Source organism: Paeniglutamicibacter sp. GQ140, from assembly GCF_059759235.1.
The window spans coordinates 170,553-185,651 of sequence record NZ_JCAXDW010000004.1; the positions used below are offsets into that span (position 1 = coordinate 170,553).

The window sequence follows — 15,099 nt, forward strand, 5'->3', positions numbered from 1 at the left end:
AGGCTCCTGGCCGGGGGTCAGGGCCGTTCCTGCGCCGCGGCGGGGACCCCGGATTGGAACGGCTGCGTGGCCGCCGCCCCTGCGGCCATCGGTTCCTGCTGGGTGATGCAGTGGATGCCGCCGCCGCGGGCGAAGAGCTCGCGGGCATCCACGCCCACGACCGTGCGCCCCGGGTAGGCATCGGCCAGGATGGCCAGGGCCAAATCGTCGTTCGGGTCATCGAAGGTGCACGCGACCACGCCGTCGTTGACGACCAGGTGGTTGATGTAGCTGTAGTCCACGAAACCCTCGGCATCGCGCAAGACGGTGGGGGCCGGGACCTCGATGACATTGAAGTGGCGTCCCCTCGCGTCGGTGGCGCCGTGGAAGGTGGCGGCCAGGTCCCGGCAGATCGCGTGGTCGGGGTGCGCGGGGTTCTGCTGGGAGTGGATGAGCACGGTGCCCGGGGAGGGGATGGTGGCGACGATGTCAACGTGCCCGCGGGTCCCGAACTCCTCGCCGTCGCGGGCCAGCCCGCGCGGCAGCCAGTGCACCTTGGTGGCGCCCAGGATTCGGGCGAACTCCGCTTCCACCTCCTTCTTGGTGGCCCCCGGGTTGCGTCCCGGGTCCAGCTGCACGGATTCGGTGGCCAGCACCGTGCCCTGACCGTCTACATGGATGCCGCCGCCCTCGTTGACCAGCGTCGAGGCGATGCGCGGCACGCCGGCCCACTCGGCGACCCTGGCACCGATCTTTTCGTCCTTGTCCCAGGCGGCCCAATCCTGCGCGCCCCAGCCGTTGAACACCCAGTCGACCGCGGCCACGTCGCCGGCCTCGTTGGTGACGAAGGTGGGTCCGATGTCGCGCATCCAGGCGTCGTTGAGTTCCGCGGTGCGGATCTCGATGTGCTCCTCCAGGTAGCGTGCGGCGATCTCCACGTCGGCCGGGTCCACCACCATGGTGACCGGGGCGAACCCTGCCACCGCGTGGGCGACGTTGGCCCAGGTCGAGCGCGCCGCGTGGGCCTCGGCATCGGTGTCCCCGAGCGTGTAGCCCTCGTGGGGAAAGGCCATCCAGACGCGTTTCTGGGCCGAGGTCTCGGCGGGCATGGTCCAGTTCATGGTGGTTCTCCTGCGCGTGCTTGGTGCGTGAACGGTGCTGCTTTGGGTGCCGAAGGGGAATCGGACCGAGACCACCGCCACGATAAACGAATGTGGTTCGTTTAATTATGGCGTCCAGGGACCCCCTCCGCAAGGGGTAAAACGAACTTGATTCGTTAGAATGGTGCTGCCGGCTTTCCCGCGACCCAGGAGGAACGTTATATGGCCCGCCCGCGCACCCCCAAGCTATCCGCGCCCGCCATTGCCGACGCGGCGTTGGCCCTGGTCGACAGGAATGGCGAATTCACGATTCCGGGCCTGGCGAAGGCCATGGGCGTCAGCCCCTCCTCGCTCTACAACCACGTCGCGTCCAAAGACGACATTGTGGAAATGATGCGCGGGGCGGCCATGGGCGAGATCGAGCTGCCGGAACCCGACGGCGATTGGGTGAACACCTTGCGGCAGATCGCCACCGGCTATATGCGTTCCTATGCCAAGCACCCGAGGCTGATTCCGCTGTTCACCGCGCATACCGTCCGGGACGAGGGAACCCTGCGGGTCTACGACCGGCTCGCCGGTGCCTTCGCCGCCGGCGGCTTCACGGCGGCGGACTCGCTGGCCGCGATCACCGTGCTGGATTCCTTTGTCCTTGGATCTGCCCTTGACGCCGCGGCACCGTCCCAGGTCTGGGAGTCGGCCGACGAGAACTCCGGTGCCCTGAATGCCGCCCTGGAGGCGGGGCTTGCCGTGCCGGAGCGGGCCTGGAGGACGTTCGAATACGGCCTGGAGATACTGCTGGCCGGATTCCGGCTGCAGGGGAATTCAGCACAGCCGCAGGAGCCGGCGACGAGCTCCTGAAGGCATCGGCGCAGGATCCCCCGGGGTTCCATGACACCCAGGCCTCACGGACGGGCGGCGGGCTCCACGCGGTAGTGGTAGCGGGAAACGTTTTCAAAGCCCAGGGATTCATAGAGTGCGCGGGCCGCGAGATTTGATGCGACGACCTGCAGCCACACTCCCGCCAGCTTCAGCCTCGACGCCTCGCCGAGCAGTGCCTGCACCACCGCGCGGCCGTGGCCGCGGGAGCGAAACGGTTCGCGGGTGGCCACGGAATAGATCCCGCCCAGGTTCCCCACCAGGGCCAGCCGGGCCACGGCCTCGACGGCACCATCGACGACCAGCGAGGCGTAGATGGAATCGGTGTTGGCCAGGATGGCCCGGGAGGTGTCTTGCTGCGGGGCGTCGTGCGGTCCCTCGACCTCCCAGAAGGCCTCAAGCCAGGCCCCGCCGGGCAGGCAAGAAAGCTCGATGCGCGCGTCGGTGCCCGGGGGCGGCTGGTGGCCGGATTCATCCAGGGGCAGGAACTGGACCAGGGTCGGCGAATCGAGCACGTATCCCCTGGCGGCGAGGGTCGCGTCGAGGGTGCCCGGCCGGCAGTCGGGGCTGATCTGGAACACCGCCGGCAGCCCGCGACGGGCATAGCGGTTCTCCGCCTCGACGATGGCAGCGGCGACGTCGGCAGGACCGGCCAGCGGGAGCAGCGAGTTGGCCCGGCGGGTCACGCCGTGCGAAAAACGGCACACCCATCCGGAAACATCTTCCGTTTCCAGTGCCCGCCAACCGGCGGACATGGTCTCGTCCAGGGACGCGAGTTTAGCGAACGGGGAAACCGGCTTCACGGATGGCGTCCTTGACCTGCTTGATCATGTCGTCGGGGCCGAAGTGGAAGATCGAGGCGGCAAGCACCGCATCGGCGCCGGCAGCGATGGCCGGCGGGAAGTGCTCGGGTCCGCCGGCACCGCCGGAAGCGATCAGCGGAACGGTGACTTCCGCGCGCACGGCACGGATCATTTCCAGGTCGAAACCGTCCTTGGTGCCGTCGGCGTCGATCGAGTTCAGCAGGATTTCCCCCACGCCGCGCTCGGCCGCTTCCTTGGCCCAGGCCACGGCGCAACGGCCGGTGCCGGTGCGCCCGCCGTGGGTGGTCACCTCGAAGCCGGATTCGACGTCCGGGTTGTCCGTGCGCCGGGCGTCCAGGGAGAGCACCAGGACCTGGGACCCGAAGCGCCGGGTGATCTCGTTGATGACCTCGGGACGGTCGACCGCCGCGGTGTTGATCGAGGCCTTGTCGGCCCCTGCCCGCAGCAGGCGGTCAACGTCCTCCACGGCGCGCACGCCGCCGCCGACGGTGAGCGGGATGAAGATTTCCTCGGCGGTGTGGGCCACCACGTCGTAGGTGGTTTCCCGGTTGCCCGAGGATGCCGTGACGTCGAGGAAGGTGATCTCGTCGGCGCCGGCGGCGTTGTAGCGCTTGGCGAGTTCCACCGGGTCACCGGCATCGCGCAGCCCCTCGAAGTTCACTCCCTTGACGACTCGGCCGTTATCCACATCGAGGCACGGGATCACACGGATCGCAACAGTCATGAAGGATCAACTCCTGGAAAAAGTAGTGAAGAGCGTTGTTCTTCGAGGGGCACTGCGCTTGGTTGCCTTGCTAGATGCGGCAGGCGTGGATGTTGGTGACAAGGATGGCGCGGGCGCCGATGTTGTACAGCTCATCCATGATGTTGTTGGTGTGGCTCTTCTTGACCATGGCGCGCACGGCAACCCAGTCCGAGTCCTGCAGCGGGGAAACCGTCGGGGACTCCAGGCCAGGGGTGAGCCGGGTGGCCTCGTCGACCAGGTCCCGGCGCACGTCGTAGTCGAGCATGACGTAGCGGCGGGCCACCAGCACGCCGGTGAGCCGGCGCTTGAGGACCTCGAGCCCGGCGGGGGCGCGGCCGGTGCGGCCGATGAGCACTGCCTCGGACTGCAGGATGGGATCCCCGAAGACGGCCATGCCGGCTGCCTTGAGGGTGTTGCCGGTTTCCACGACGTCGGCGATGGCGTCGGCCACGCCCAGGCGCACCGAGGACTCGACGGCGCCGTCCAGGCGGACCACGTCGGCGGCGATGTTGTTGGTTTCCAGGTACTGGCGCAGCAGCGCGTCGTAGCTGGTGGCGATGCGCTTGCCCTGAAGTTCCTGCTGGGTCGTGAAGACCCCGGCCGGGCCGGCGAAGCGGAAGGTGGAGGCCCCGATGCCCAGCGGCAGGACCTCGTCGACGTGGTCGTTGACCTCGGCGTCCAGGTACAGGTCGCGTCCGGTGATCCCGACATCGAGGATGCCGCCGCCGACGTACACGGCGATGTCACGGGGACGGAGGTAGAAGAACTCCACGTCGTTGTCGGGGTCGACCATGACCAGTTCGCGGTTGTCGCGGCGCTGGACGTATCCGGCCTCCAACAGCATGGTCGAGGCGATTTCGGACAGGGCTCCCTTGTTGGGAAGTGCTACTCGCAACATGGTGCGGTTCTCTTTTCAGACTTTGTGGGGGTGTTACGGCATAGGACAACAAATTGGTGCTTGTTGGCCACCGCTGCGCGGGAGGGGAAAACATCCCGGATGCGGCGGCTAGAGATGCTTGTAAACGTCCTGCAGAGTCAGCCCCTTGGCAAGCATCATCACCTGGAGGTGGTAGAGCAGCTGGGAGATTTCTTCGGAGGTGGCCTCGTCGGACTCGTATTCGGCAGCCATCCAGACTTCGGCGGCTTCCTCCACGATCTTCTTTCCGATGCCATGAACGCCGGAATCCAGTTCGGCGATCGTACGCGAACCTTCGGGGCGGGTCTTGGCCTTCTCGGAGAGCTCGGCGAAGAGAGTGTCAAAAGTTTTCACATAGTCAGGGTATCTTGGCCCGTTGTCCGCATTCACAACCGCGCCCCCAATGTGACGAAGGACTCGCGGCTTCGGGCGAAGATGACGCGGCCCTGTCCCGGCTTCCGCGCGCCGGGCGCATGCGGCCCGTGTCCACCTGCCGGGCACCGATAAACACGCCGCCGCCCGCTCCCCCGGTACGTGTCCCGCCATGCGGGAACCGGCGGTGCGGGCGGCGGCGTGAAGGGTCCTGCTAGCGGCGGGCCAGCGCGACGGCGGTCTGCAGCCCGGCGCTCATGGCCTCGTAGCCCTTGTCCTCAACCGACCCCTCCAGGCCGGCACGGGCAATGGCCTGCTCCTCGTTGTCACAGGTCAATACGCCGAAGCCCACGGGTACGCCGGTGCGCACCGAGACGTCGGTAAGGCCCATGGTTGCACCCTGGCAGACAAAGTCGAAGTGCGGGGTTCCGCCGCGGATGACCACGCCCAGGGCGATGACGGTGTCGTAGGAATGCGCCAGGCGTGCCGCGGCAACGGGCAGCTCGAAGGTGCCCGGGACGCGGATGACCTCGGGGGTCTTGATCCCGGCGTCGGCGGCGGCGCGCAGGGCGCCGTCCAGCAGGCCGTCCATGATCTGGGTGTGCCAGCTGGCAGCGACGATCACCGCGCGCATGCCGGCTTCGCCGGCGGCCGCCAATTCGCTGGCCCCGACGAGGGGTGCTCCGTGTCCGCTCATGATTTCACTCCTGGGTTGGTGTTTTCGGTGGTTGGCAATTGCAGTGAATGGTTCATCAGGTTTTGCTTGGTGCGCAGGTACTCAAGGTTTTCGGGGCGCGCGGCCACGCGGGTGGGGACGCGTTCGGAAACGGCGATCCCCGCCTGCTCCAGCCATTCTTCCTTCAGCGGGTTGTTGGTGATCAACCGGATGCGTTGGATGGACAGCGCGTGCAGGATGGCCGCGGCCGCGTCGTAGTTTCGTGCGTCGACGGGCAGGCCCAGTTGCTCGTTGGCGGCCACGGTGTTGGCTCCGCCGTCCTGCAGCGCGTAGGCGCGGATCTTGTTGGCCAGCCCGATGCCGCGGCCCTCGTGGCCGCGCAGGTAGACCAGCACCCCGCCGTATTCGTTGATGGCCTCCAGCCCGGCGGCGAGCTGCTCCCCGCAGTCGCAGCGGTAGGAGCCGAACACGTCGCCGGTGAGGCACTCCGAATGCACGCGCACCAGCGGTTCGACCGGCATGGTGCCGTCGGGCCCCGCTGCGCTGAGCGAAAGGTGCTCGGTGCCGCTGCCGCGTTCACGCCAGGCGCGGACCATGAACTCGCCGTGCGGGGTGGGGACCCTGACCTCGGGCCCGCCCTGCACCGCGGCGGCACTGGTGCCCACCGCCGGCTCGGCGTCCATGGTGGCCCGCCAGGCGGCCAGGTCCTCGATGCTGATCAGGGGGATGTTCCACAGGTCGGCGAACTCGCGCAGCTCGGGCAGGCGCATCATCGATCCGTCGTCGTGGACGATCTCGGCGATGACCCCGACGGGCTCCAGGCCCGCGGCCTTGCACAAATCGACGCTGGCCTCGGTGTGGCCGCGGCGCACCAGCACCCCGCCATCGACCGCGCGCAGCGGGAAGATGTGTCCCGGGCGGGTGATCAGGTCGGGACCGGAGGCCGGATCAGCCAGGATGCGGGAGGTCAGTGCACGGTCGGCGGCGCTGATGCCGGTGCTGACCCCGTGTGCGGCATCGCAGGAGACGGTGTACGCGGTGCCCTTGGCATCCTGGTTGTCTTCCACCATGGGCGGCAGGCCCATGGCGTCGGCCCGGTCCCCGTCCATCGGGGTGCACACCACGCCCGAGGAATGGCGGATGGTCCAGCCCATCAGCTCCGGGGTGGCGAACTCGGCGGCGAAGATGATGTCGCCCTCGTTTTCGCGGTCCGCGTCGTCGACGACCACGACGGCCTGGCCGGCAGCCATGGCGCTGATCGCGGCGTCAATGGAATCCAGGCGTATGGAATCGGTGCTCATGATGCGCTGCTTTCGATGTTGTTGAATGATGCAAGACGCTCGGCGTACTTGGCCATGACGTCCACTTCCAGGTTGACCGCGGAGCCGGGCACGCGCTGGCCCAGCGTGGTTTCGCGCAGTGTCGTGGGAATGATCCCGACCTCGAACCACTGCTCCTTTTCGTGTGCGTCCGAGACGTCGGTGACGGTCAGGGAGATCCCGTCGATCGCGATGGATCCCTTCCTGGCCACGTACCTGGCCAGGTCGAAGGGGATGGAGAAGCGGAAGCGGTCCCAGGCGCCCAGGGATTCGTGCTCCAGGAGGCGTCCGACCCCGTCGACGTGGCCCTGCACGACGTGGCCGTCGAGCCGGCCGCCGGCCTGCACGCAGCGTTCCAGGTTGATGTCCTCGCCCCGGGCGAGCGAGCCGATGGTGGTGTGGCGCAGGGTCTCGCCCATCACGTCCAGGGACAGGGTGTCCCCGGCAATGGACGTGGCGGTCAGGCAGACGCCGTTGACGGCGATGGAGCCGCCCAGCTCCAGGTTCTCGGTGTGGTTCGGGGCAGTGATGCGCAGGATGACCGAGTCGGTTTCCGGTGTCGCGTCGATTGCCTCGATGCGGCCCATGCCGCTGATGATTCCGGTGAACATGAGTGGATTCCTTAAAGTGTGTCGGTGCCGGTCGGCATGGGTTCAAGATGGGTGAGCGTGTCGGGGCCCAGGATGCGCACCGCCTCCCCGTCCACGGCGTCCAGGCGGAAGCGCCGGGCGGCCGCGAGGGTGTCGACACCCAGCTCCCCCACGCTGCCGCGGCCGGAGCCCAGGAAGATCGGTGCCTGGTAGAGGAAGATCTCGTCGACGAGGTCCGCGGCCAGGAACGCGGTGGCAATGGAGGCGCCGCCCTCGATGAGGGTGTGGCCGATGCCCCGGGACGCGATCCGCGCCAGGACCTCGTGCGGGTCGCGGGAGCGGATTTGTTCCCAGTTCCCGTCGGCCTTCAGGGCGGCGTCCGCGGGGATGTCCCGCCGCCCCATGACGATGCGCCGCGGCTGGGAGCCGAGGGGCTCGCCGTGTTCGTCGCGGGCGTTCAGCCGGGGGTTGTCGGCCATCACTGTTCCGGTTCCCACCACGATCGCGCCCACCCGGGAGCGGACCTCGTGGGCGTGGAGCAGCGAACGCGGCGAGGTGATCCATTGGCTGGTCCCGTCCTTGGCCGCGATCCTCCCGTCGAGGGTCTGGGCCAGGTGCAGCGTGGTGAAGGGCCGGTTGGCGGCGCGCGCGGCGAACCAGCGGTGGTTCAGCTCGGTGGCCTCGGCCTCCAGCAGTCCCTGGGACACGTTGACTCCCGCCGCGCGCAGCGTCTGCGCTCCCCCGCCGGCCTCCGCGCCGCCATCGGCGACGGCGAAGACCACGTTGCCGATGCCGGCGTCGATGATGGCGCGGGAGCAGGGGCCGGTGCGTCCGGTGTGGTTGCAGGGCTCGAGGGTGACCAGCATGGTCGCTGCGCGGGCCGCCGCCGGGTCGATGGCGCCCAGGCGGTTCAGCGCGTCGGCCTCGGCGTGCGGGGTGCCGGCGCCGCGGTGGTACCCGGTGGCCAGGATCGCCCCCTCCGGGTCGATGATGACGGCTCCGACCAAGGGGTTTGCGCCGCGGGTGCCGCGGCGTGCCAGTTCAAGGGAGAGCCGCATCGCGGCCAGTGCCCGTGAGGATTGCATCAGCCCTTCACCTTCACCCTCGGGTCGGGCATCTCGGTTTCAATGCTTGGCTTGGCGTCGTTCTTGGCCTTCCACCAAATGAAGAACCCCACGAGCGTGAAGCACCCGTAGAAGAGGTACATGAAGGCACTGGCGAAGTATCCGGCGCTGAAGAGCAGCGGCACCCCGACCACGTCGACAAGGACCCAGATCAGCCAGAATTCGACCAGCCCCTTGGCCATGCCGTAGGTGGCCAGCAGGGAACCGACGAAGGTCCAGGCATCGGCCCAGACGGGTGCGTAGGATCCCAGGGCTCCGAAGATCGGGGTCAGTGCGACGGTGCCGATGATCATGATTGCGGCAAGGGACAGGCGCTCGGTGCCGGTGGCCCAGCGCGGGGTGACGGCGCCGGCGCCGGATGCCCGGCTCGATTTCCACCGTTTCCAGCCGTAGAAGGACACGGCGATGAACATGACCTGGCGTCCGGCCTGGCCGAGCAGGTTGGCGGTCTGGTCGTTGCCGAAGATGCTGCCCAGGAACACTGTCAGGAGCAGTATGTTGCCCACGATGCCGACGGGCCACGCCCAGACCTTGCGGCGGATGCCGCCCAGGGCGGAGGCAAGTCCGAAGACGTTGCCCACCACTTCGCGTACGAGCAGCGCGCTGCTGCCTACCGTGATGTAAGAATTGAAAGCTTCAATGAGCCACCGCAGAAAATCCATCGTCCTCCTGTCAAGCCGCGATGGCTCCGGGGGTTCGATACGACGGTTCCACCTTCAGGGCCGACCCACTGGCGAAGGTTCAGGATTCGGGGAAATCGCTTGGATTTCCTTCGGTCCGCGCCTTTCGCACTCGCGAGAGCGCTGGTGTTGCGTGTACGTGCTTCTCCCATCCAGACTTTAACTGTCGGTACCGGAATTTCACCAGTTCAACCAGGCTTCAAGATCCCCGGAGGGATCCGTTTGGCTTGGGTCGCGGACTATAACCGCCGGTTCGGACTTACACCGACCCCGGAGCACGTTGTGTAGTTGTAGCTCTTAGTATTACATGGAAACGGGTGTCCGTGCCGCGAGATTTCGCAATGTGACTACCGCCTCGGCGGGGTCCTCGGTCCCGTACACCGAGGAGCCGGCCACGAAGACGTCCGCCCCGGCCTCGGCCGCGCGCAGGATCGTCTCGCGGGTGACCCCTCCGTCGACCTGCAGCGCGATGGGCAGGCCGGTTCCGTCAATGGCACGCCGGGCCCGGCGGATCTTGGGCAGCACGAGGTCCAGGAATGCCTGCCCGCCAAATCCGGGCTCGACGGTCATCAGCAGCACCATGTCCAGTTCCGGCAGCATGTCCAGGTAGGGCTCGATGGGCGTGGCCGGGCGCAGCGCCATCGCCGCGCGGGCGCCGGCGGCCCGAAGGTCCCGCGCCAGCTTGACCGGCGCGGCGGAGGCCTCGGCGTGGAAGGTGACCGAGGCCGCGCCCGCCTCGGCGTAGCCCGGGCCCCACCGGTCCACGTCGCTGATCATCAGGTGCACATCCAGCGGCAACGCGCTGACCTCGGCCAGCCGCTGCACCACCGGCAGGCCGATGGTCAGGTTGGGCACGAAGTGGTTGTCCATGACATCGACGTGCACCGCGTCGGCGGTGTGGATGCGGGTGAGTTCGCGTTCGAGGTTGGTGAAGTCCGCCGAGAGGATCGACGGGTTGATCTGGCAGGTACGCATGGATTCCTTCTGCTTGCCGGGCGGACCGGCGGGTCTAGGCGGTGCGGGTGAACAGCGCCATGAACATGGCATCGGTGCGGTGGATGTGCGGCCACAGCTGGATGGTGCTTCCCTCGCCCACGGCGCGGGCGGCGGATGCGAGTCCCGGCAGGGCGGCGGATTCGAGGGCCGCCCCGGTGTCCAGCAACCTGGCGTTCTTGTTCCGGGCCAGCAGGTCATCGACCACAGCAACGGTTTCCGCCGGGTGCGGCGAACAGGTCACGTAGGCGACCACGCCGCCCACGCGCACGGCGCTGAGTGCCGCGTCCAGGAGCTCTCCTTGCAGGATCGTCAGCTCGGCGACGTCGCGGGGGCTCTTGCGCCACCGGGATTCGGGGCGGCGGCGCAGCGCGCCAAGGCCCGAGCACGGTGCGTCGACCATGATCCGGTCATAGCCCCCGGCGTATTCGGTTTCGCCGTATTCGCGCCCGTCGCGCACCGAGATCATCCAGGTCTCGGGGTCGATGGCCACCAGGGCCTTGTTGACCAGTTCGGCGCGGTGCTGGGCGGGTTCGTTGGCGGTGAGCTTCGCGCCGTGCTCGGCCGCCAGGGCGGCCAACAGTGCCGCCTTGCCGCCGGGGCCGGCGCACAGGTCCAGCCAGTAGGTGTCCTCGCCGTCATCGGGCAGCGCCACCCGGGCCAGGGCGCGGGCGACCAGCTGGGAGCCGGCATCCTGCACGCGGGTGCTTCCGGCGCGCACCGAGGAAAGCCGGGCGATGTCCCCGCCCTGGTAGTAGGCCGAATCGGCCACCAGGGTCCCGGGCTCCGCGCCCGCGTCAAGGGCCTCGTCCAGCGAGCCGACGCCGGGCAGCGCCACGAGGTTGACGACCGGGGCCAGGTTGTCGGCGATGAGCAGGTCGGTGATTTCGGAGGCGTCGCGGCCGTGGGCCACCAGCGCCTGGCGCAGTGCCCGCACGATCCATTCGGGGTGCGAATGCACCAGGGCCGCCGCCGCGCTTTCATCGGCGATCCCGGCGACGAGTTCCCCGCTCCAGGTGTCAAGGTCCTTCAGCGAGACCTTGCGCAGCACCGCATTGATCAGCCCGGACGCGCCGGCGCCGATCACCATGCGCGCCAGCGACACGGTCTCGTCAAGTGCCGCGTGGCTGGGCACGCGCATGGCCAGCAGCTGGTGGGCCCCCAGGCGCAGGGCGTCGAGGACGGCCGGGTCCAGTTGGTCAAGCGGCCGGTCAACGCAGCGGGCCAGGATCGCGTCGTAGAGTCCCTGGCCACGCAGGGCCCCGTAGGTGAGTTCGGTGGCGAAGCCGGCGTCGCGCCGGTCGAGGCGGTGTTCGCGGATCCGGGCCGGGAGCACCAGGTTGGCGTAGGCGTCGTTTTCGGCAACGGCGCGCAGCACCTCGAAGGCCGTCAGCCGGGCCTGGTCGGCACGGCGGTTGCGCGCCGAGGGCGCGGAGGCACTGAATTGGCGTGGCGCGGATCCCCCGCGGTTGCGGGTGCGTCCGGCGTCGTTGCGACGTTCCTGGCCACCGCCGCGGTTCGGTTCGCTGCGTCGCGGACGGTCGGAACGTCCCTGTCCGAATTCGCTCATGCGAATTTCACCTCATCCACGGTTCCAGACGCGAGCATGCCCCGCGCCCAATCTGCTGCATTCATCATTTTTTTGCCCGGCGGTTGCACCTGGGCAAGTTCAAGTCCGTGCGATCCGGTGCCAACCACGACGCGCGGTTGCTTGCCGCCGGTAATCATTACCTGGCCGGGGGCCAGGGAACCAATGTCCTCGGCGGGCACCGGCGGGCCGATCTTGAACCGCTGCCCCTCCAGTTCCGTCCAGGCTCCCGGATCGGGGGTGGTGCCGTTGATCCGGCGCCGGATGGCCAGCGCCGGGGCGCTCCAGTCGATCCTGCCGTCGGCCAGGGTGAGCTTGTGCGCGTAGCTGCCCTCCCCCTGTTGCGGGACGCCCACCAGGGCTTCGGCGTCCAGGCCCGAGAGTGTCTGCGAGAGCAGGACCGCCCCGGAGACCGCCAGCCGGCCCAGGAGCTCACCGGCGGTGTCGGACGGGTCGATCGCCTCGGTCAGGGTCCCGAAGACCGGGCCGGTGTCCAGTCCCTTTTCGAGTTGGAAGGTCACCGCCCCGGTGATGTCGTCCCCGGCCATGATCGAGTGCTGCACCGGCGCGGCTCCGCGCCATGCGGGCAAGAGGGAGAAGTGTAGGTTGACCCATCCCAGGCGGGGAATGCCCAGCGCCTTTTCGGGGACCAGCCCGCCATAGGCGACGATTGCGGCGATGTCGGCGTCCAGGGCGGCAATCCGCTCCTGGGTTTCCGCGTCGATGCGGTTGGCGTGGATGATCTCGATGCCCAGTTCCGCGGCCCGTGCCGCCACGGGCGACGGGGTCATGATGCGCTTGCGCCCGACCGGGGCGTCCTCGCGCGTCAGCACCGCCACCACGTCGAATCCGTCGTTCACGAGCCGATCCAGCGAGGCCACGGCGACCTGGGGGGTCCCGGCGAACAGAACCCTCATGCCTGGCGCCCGAAGCTCGCGCCGGCGCCGAAACTGGATCCCAGCGCCGAGCTGCGCTTGGTCACGGTGTTCGCCGCGACCGAGTTGTAGCTGGTGTCGCGCAGCTTGCGGAAGGCGTCCTTCTTCAGCTCGCCCTCGAGCCGGTCGATGTAGAGGATTCCGTCGAGGTGGTCGGTCTCGTGCTGCAGGCAGCGGGCAAGGAATCCCTCGCCCTCCACGACCACGGGGTTACCGTCCACGTCAACCCCGGTGGCCCGGGTCCATTGGCGGCGGCGCACCGGGTAGCCCAGTCCGGGGATGGACAGGCAGCCCTCGGTCACGTCGTCCTGGTACTCCTCGCCCAGCTCCAGCACCGGGTTGATCAAGTGCCCTCGGTTCCCGGCGATCTGGTAGGTGAAGACCCGCAGGGAGACTCCCACCTGGGGTGCGGCCAGTCCTGCACCCTCGACGTTTTCCATGGTCTCGTCCATGTCGGCGACGAGCTTGCGCAGTTCGGGCCCGAATTCGGTGACCTCGTCCGCGCGGGTTCGGAGGATTGGGTCGCCAACGATGCGAATTCCTAAGACGGCCATGCGGTCCGGTCTCCCTTCGGCCGGCTGGAATCCGGCAATGTGCTGTGGATGAAGGCGGACGGGCACGGCCAAGCTGGCGGCGCACCTGTCCCCTGCCAACCAGTCTACCGACCGGCTCAGGCCACCGGTGGCGGAGGCGGACCCACTTCCCGTAGTGCCATCCCTGCATCGCCGACCCTCTGGGAGGCGCCCCACACCTGGCGCAGGGACCAAAACTTCGACCAGTACGCGGGCAGGACCTCCGGATTGGCCATCACCGTCTGGACTTCCGTTTCGCCGATAGCCACCCCCAGGAGCATCGGGTCCTGTGAGTATTTCCACGGTTCCCACGTGCCCGCGGCCGGGTCAACGACCATTTCCTCGGCCTTGGCACCCGCGGCAAGCTGCATGACCACCTTGGGATCCAGGGGCTTGACCCGGCCATCGCGGTTGGTGCCGCGGGTCTTGTAGTCGATCAGGCACAGCCGCCCGCCAATGGTGGCCACCAAGTCCAGGGTTCCGGCGTACCCGATGCTTGAGTTCCAGACCGTCACCTCGGCGGCCAGCGGCTGCACCTGGTAGGTTTCCCACCACTCGTCAAAGCGCCCGGCAAAGCCTTCCTCCTTGTTGGCGATGAGGGCTTCGCGGGCCTGGGCAGCCTGGTGCGGCCTTCCCATGGCACGCAACGCTATCTGCTCGCAATATTGGTGCACCCGGTCCCCTCGGGCCGCCGCTAGGTCACGGTAGTCCGCGGCAGCGCTTGAGGCCTGGCGTGCCAGCGCCTTGAGCTTGGCGGAGTTCCCGACGGCGTCGCCCAGCCTGGCGTCCTGCACCACAGCCGTGGCGGCCATGTGACCTATCCAACCGTCCATGTCCATTTTTTCCTGCCCGATGACAGTGGTGATGGACGGAACCTCCGGAAGTGCGCCGATTTTTCTCGAATACATGCGCCCGAATTCGGTCTGTTGGGCCAATGCTGGTGAAGTCATATGAAGATTTTTCCACGTTCCGGCGACGTTTTGCCGCCTTCGGGAGTTTCCGGGCCAGTCAAAAACCGCGGGATCACAAGGATCTTTCCTGCATGTCGGCGCAGGAATGCGCCGATTTGGAACTTTGGTGAAACGTCGTATAGAGTTTTTACTCGTTGGAACGCAGCCAAACGGAACGGAAACATTCCAGGCGGATTGCGCTTCTTTCATGTGGACATAGCTCAGCTGGTAGAGCGCGACCTTGCCAAGGTCGAGGTCGCGAGTTCGAACCTCGTTGTCCACTCGCATTTGTATCACCGGATCGGCTTTGCCGATCTAACCAGGAGGTATTTTACCAAATGGTTATGGTGGGGTGGCCGAGAGGCGAGGCACCGGCCTGCAAAGCCGTTTACGCGGGTTCGAATCCCGTCCCCACCTCGTAGGAATTGTGCAAGAAGTATGGGCGATTGGCGCAGCGGTAGCGCGCTTCCCTGACACGGAAGAGGTCACTGGTTCGAACCCAGTATCGCCCACGAATAATCCGCACCTGGTGTGTTGGTTTTTCACGTGGACATAGCTCAGCTGGTAGAGCGCGACCTTGCCAAGGTCGAGGTCGCGAGTTCGAACCTCGTTGTCCACTCTGAAGATCGGGCCTCAATTCTTTTTGAAGAGGGGTCCTTGTTCTTTGCTGTTTCCCTGTGGGAAACACCCGCAGTACCTGAATGAATAAGTGGATTGCCATTTTGCAGATCGCGAATCCAAGCTATAGTTCAGGTGCAACATCCCATAATGGGCGATTGGCGCAGCGGTAGCGCGCTTCCCTGACACGGAAGAGGTCACTGGTTCGAACCCAGTATCGCCCACGAAGAGTCTATACTTTA

16 protein-coding genes, 5 tRNA genes and 1 riboswitch are annotated in these 15,099 nt (G+C 67.3%); of the genes, 6 read left to right on the forward strand and 15 right to left on the reverse strand.

The window, feature by feature from the left end; genetic code table 11:
* Window positions 1–17: 17 nt before the first annotated feature.
* Window positions 18–1,100, reverse strand: a complete 1,083-nt coding sequence (locus AC6CHY_RS07485) for an agmatine deiminase family protein (RefSeq protein WP_498226352.1) — start codon at window positions 1,098–1,100, stop codon at window positions 18–20.
* A 201-nt stretch (window positions 1,101–1,301) separates the two neighbouring features.
* Between AC6CHY_RS07485 and AC6CHY_RS07490 the strand changes: the two genes are divergently transcribed.
* Complete coding sequence (locus AC6CHY_RS07490; protein ID WP_217391012.1) at window positions 1,302–1,937, forward strand: TetR/AcrR family transcriptional regulator; 636 nt, start codon at window positions 1,302–1,304, stop codon at window positions 1,935–1,937.
* 44 nt (window positions 1,938–1,981) lie between these two features.
* Here the strand turns inward: AC6CHY_RS07490 and AC6CHY_RS07495 are convergent, their stop codons facing one another.
* The 14 genes from AC6CHY_RS07495 to AC6CHY_RS07560 form a co-directional block, all read right to left on the reverse strand.
* Window positions 1,982–2,758 (reverse strand): GNAT family N-acetyltransferase, encoded by a 777-nt coding sequence (locus tag AC6CHY_RS07495; protein ID WP_217391013.1) that lies wholly within the window; start codon window positions 2,756–2,758, stop codon window positions 1,982–1,984.
* Window positions 2,733–3,503, reverse strand: a complete 771-nt coding sequence (gene hisF, locus AC6CHY_RS07500) for an imidazole glycerol phosphate synthase subunit HisF (protein WP_217391014.1) — start codon at window positions 3,501–3,503, stop codon at window positions 2,733–2,735. The genes AC6CHY_RS07495 and hisF overlap by 26 nt, the downstream gene beginning before the upstream one ends.
* 70 nt (window positions 3,504–3,573) lie before the next feature.
* The gene (gene hisG, locus AC6CHY_RS07505; protein ID WP_217391015.1) at window positions 3,574–4,422 is read right to left on the reverse strand and encodes an ATP phosphoribosyltransferase; all 849 of its coding nucleotides are present in this window, start codon (window positions 4,420–4,422) and stop codon (window positions 3,574–3,576) included.
* A 108-nt stretch (window positions 4,423–4,530) separates the two neighbouring features.
* Entirely contained in the window at window positions 4,531–4,794 is a 264-nt protein-coding gene (locus AC6CHY_RS07510) for a phosphoribosyl-ATP diphosphatase (RefSeq protein WP_217391016.1), read from the reverse strand.
* A gap of 232 nt (window positions 4,795–5,026) precedes the next feature.
* A complete protein-coding gene (gene ribH / locus AC6CHY_RS07515; RefSeq protein WP_217391017.1) occupies window positions 5,027–5,509 on the reverse strand; it encodes a 6,7-dimethyl-8-ribityllumazine synthase in 483 nt (160 codons plus the stop codon).
* Complete coding sequence (gene ribB, locus AC6CHY_RS07520; RefSeq protein WP_217391018.1) at window positions 5,506–6,789, reverse strand: 3,4-dihydroxy-2-butanone-4-phosphate synthase; 1,284 nt, start codon at window positions 6,787–6,789, stop codon at window positions 5,506–5,508. Before ribB ends, ribH begins: the two co-directional genes overlap by 4 nt.
* Complete coding sequence (locus tag AC6CHY_RS07525) at window positions 6,786–7,418, reverse strand: riboflavin synthase (protein WP_217391019.1); 633 nt, start codon at window positions 7,416–7,418, stop codon at window positions 6,786–6,788. Before AC6CHY_RS07525 ends, ribB begins: the two co-directional genes overlap by 4 nt.
* An 11-nt stretch (window positions 7,419–7,429) precedes the next feature.
* Window positions 7,430–8,482, reverse strand: a complete 1,053-nt coding sequence (gene ribD / locus AC6CHY_RS07530) for a bifunctional diaminohydroxyphosphoribosylaminopyrimidine deaminase/5-amino-6-(5-phosphoribosylamino)uracil reductase RibD (RefSeq protein ID WP_217391020.1) — start codon at window positions 8,480–8,482, stop codon at window positions 7,430–7,432.
* Window positions 8,482–9,183 (reverse strand): nicotinamide riboside transporter PnuC, encoded by a 702-nt coding sequence (pnuC, locus tag AC6CHY_RS07535; RefSeq protein ID WP_217391021.1) that lies wholly within the window; start codon window positions 9,181–9,183, stop codon window positions 8,482–8,484. Before pnuC ends, ribD begins: the two co-directional genes overlap by 1 nt.
* A 154-nt stretch (window positions 9,184–9,337) precedes the next feature.
* A riboswitch (FMN riboswitch) is annotated at window positions 9,338–9,483 on the reverse strand.
* Between the two features lie 21 nt (window positions 9,484–9,504).
* Window positions 9,505–10,176, reverse strand: coding sequence for a ribulose-phosphate 3-epimerase (gene rpe / locus AC6CHY_RS07540; protein WP_498226356.1), 672 nt, complete (start codon window positions 10,174–10,176; stop codon window positions 9,505–9,507).
* A gap of 34 nt (window positions 10,177–10,210) precedes the next feature.
* Window positions 10,211–11,764 carry an RsmB/NOP family class I SAM-dependent RNA methyltransferase gene (locus AC6CHY_RS07545; protein ID WP_217391023.1) on the reverse strand — a complete coding sequence of 518 codons (1,554 nt, stop codon included), beginning with the start codon at window positions 11,762–11,764 and terminating at the stop codon, window positions 10,211–10,213.
* Window positions 11,761–12,699 (reverse strand): methionyl-tRNA formyltransferase, encoded by a 939-nt coding sequence (gene fmt / locus AC6CHY_RS07550; RefSeq protein WP_498226358.1) that lies wholly within the window; start codon window positions 12,697–12,699, stop codon window positions 11,761–11,763. Before fmt ends, AC6CHY_RS07545 begins: the two co-directional genes overlap by 4 nt.
* Window positions 12,696–13,271, reverse strand: a complete 576-nt coding sequence (gene def, locus AC6CHY_RS07555; protein WP_217391025.1) for a peptide deformylase — start codon at window positions 13,269–13,271, stop codon at window positions 12,696–12,698. Before def ends, fmt begins: the two co-directional genes overlap by 4 nt.
* Before the next feature lie 116 nt (window positions 13,272–13,387).
* Entirely contained in the window at window positions 13,388–14,239 is an 852-nt protein-coding gene (locus AC6CHY_RS07560; RefSeq protein ID WP_498226360.1) for a PD-(D/E)XK nuclease family protein, read from the reverse strand.
* Window positions 14,240–14,449: 210 nt separating this feature from the next.
* Between AC6CHY_RS07560 and AC6CHY_RS07565 the strand changes: the two genes are divergently transcribed.
* The 5 genes from AC6CHY_RS07565 to AC6CHY_RS07585 all read left to right on the forward strand — a co-directional run bounded on the left by AC6CHY_RS07565 (window position 14,450) and on the right by AC6CHY_RS07585 (window position 15,081).
* Window positions 14,450–14,522 (forward strand) — tRNA-Gly (locus AC6CHY_RS07565).
* A 63-nt stretch (window positions 14,523–14,585) separates the two neighbouring features.
* Window positions 14,586–14,656 (forward strand) — tRNA-Cys (locus AC6CHY_RS07570).
* A gap of 23 nt (window positions 14,657–14,679) precedes the next feature.
* Window positions 14,680–14,751 (forward strand) — tRNA-Val (locus tag AC6CHY_RS07575).
* 34 nt (window positions 14,752–14,785) lie between these two features.
* Window positions 14,786–14,858 (forward strand) — tRNA-Gly (locus AC6CHY_RS07580).
* A 151-nt stretch (window positions 14,859–15,009) separates the two neighbouring features.
* Window positions 15,010–15,081, forward strand: a tRNA-Val gene (locus AC6CHY_RS07585).
* The last annotated feature ends 18 nt before the right edge of the window (window positions 15,082–15,099 follow it).

Bases quoted from the DNA above. Each gene is read 5' to 3' on its own strand.
- AC6CHY_RS07485 (WP_498226352.1), bottom strand. From the start codon at position 1,100: ATGAACTGGACCATGCCCGCCGAGACCTCGGCCCAGAAACGCGTCTGG.
- AC6CHY_RS07490 (WP_217391012.1), top strand. From the start codon at position 1,302: ATGGCCCGCCCGCGCACCCCCAAGCTATCCGCGCCCGCCATTGCCGAC.
- hisF (WP_217391014.1), bottom strand. From the start codon at position 3,503: ATGACTGTTGCGATCCGTGTGATCCCGTGCCTCGATGTGGATAACGGC.
- hisG (WP_217391015.1), bottom strand. From the start codon at position 4,422: ATGTTGCGAGTAGCACTTCCCAACAAGGGAGCCCTGTCCGAAATCGCC.
- ribH (WP_217391017.1), bottom strand. From the start codon at position 5,509: ATGAGCGGACACGGAGCACCCCTCGTCGGGGCCAGCGAATTGGCGGCC.
- ribB (WP_217391018.1), bottom strand. From the start codon at position 6,789: ATGAGCACCGATTCCATACGCCTGGATTCCATTGACGCCGCGATCAGC.
- AC6CHY_RS07525 (WP_217391019.1), bottom strand. From the start codon at position 7,418: ATGTTCACCGGAATCATCAGCGGCATGGGCCGCATCGAGGCAATCGAC.
- ribD (WP_217391020.1), bottom strand. From the start codon at position 8,482: ATGCAATCCTCACGGGCACTGGCCGCGATGCGGCTCTCCCTTGAACTG.
- pnuC (WP_217391021.1), bottom strand. From the start codon at position 9,183: ATGGATTTTCTGCGGTGGCTCATTGAAGCTTTCAATTCTTACATCACG.
- rpe (WP_498226356.1), bottom strand. From the start codon at position 10,176: ATGCGTACCTGCCAGATCAACCCGTCGATCCTCTCGGCGGACTTCACC.
- AC6CHY_RS07545 (WP_217391023.1), bottom strand. From the start codon at position 11,764: ATGAGCGAATTCGGACAGGGACGTTCCGACCGTCCGCGACGCAGCGAA.
- fmt (WP_498226358.1), bottom strand. From the start codon at position 12,699: ATGAGGGTTCTGTTCGCCGGGACCCCCCAGGTCGCCGTGGCCTCGCTG.
- def (WP_217391025.1), bottom strand. From the start codon at position 13,271: ATGGCCGTCTTAGGAATTCGCATCGTTGGCGACCCAATCCTCCGAACC.
- AC6CHY_RS07560 (WP_498226360.1), bottom strand. From the start codon at position 14,239: ATGACTTCACCAGCATTGGCCCAACAGACCGAATTCGGGCGCATGTAT.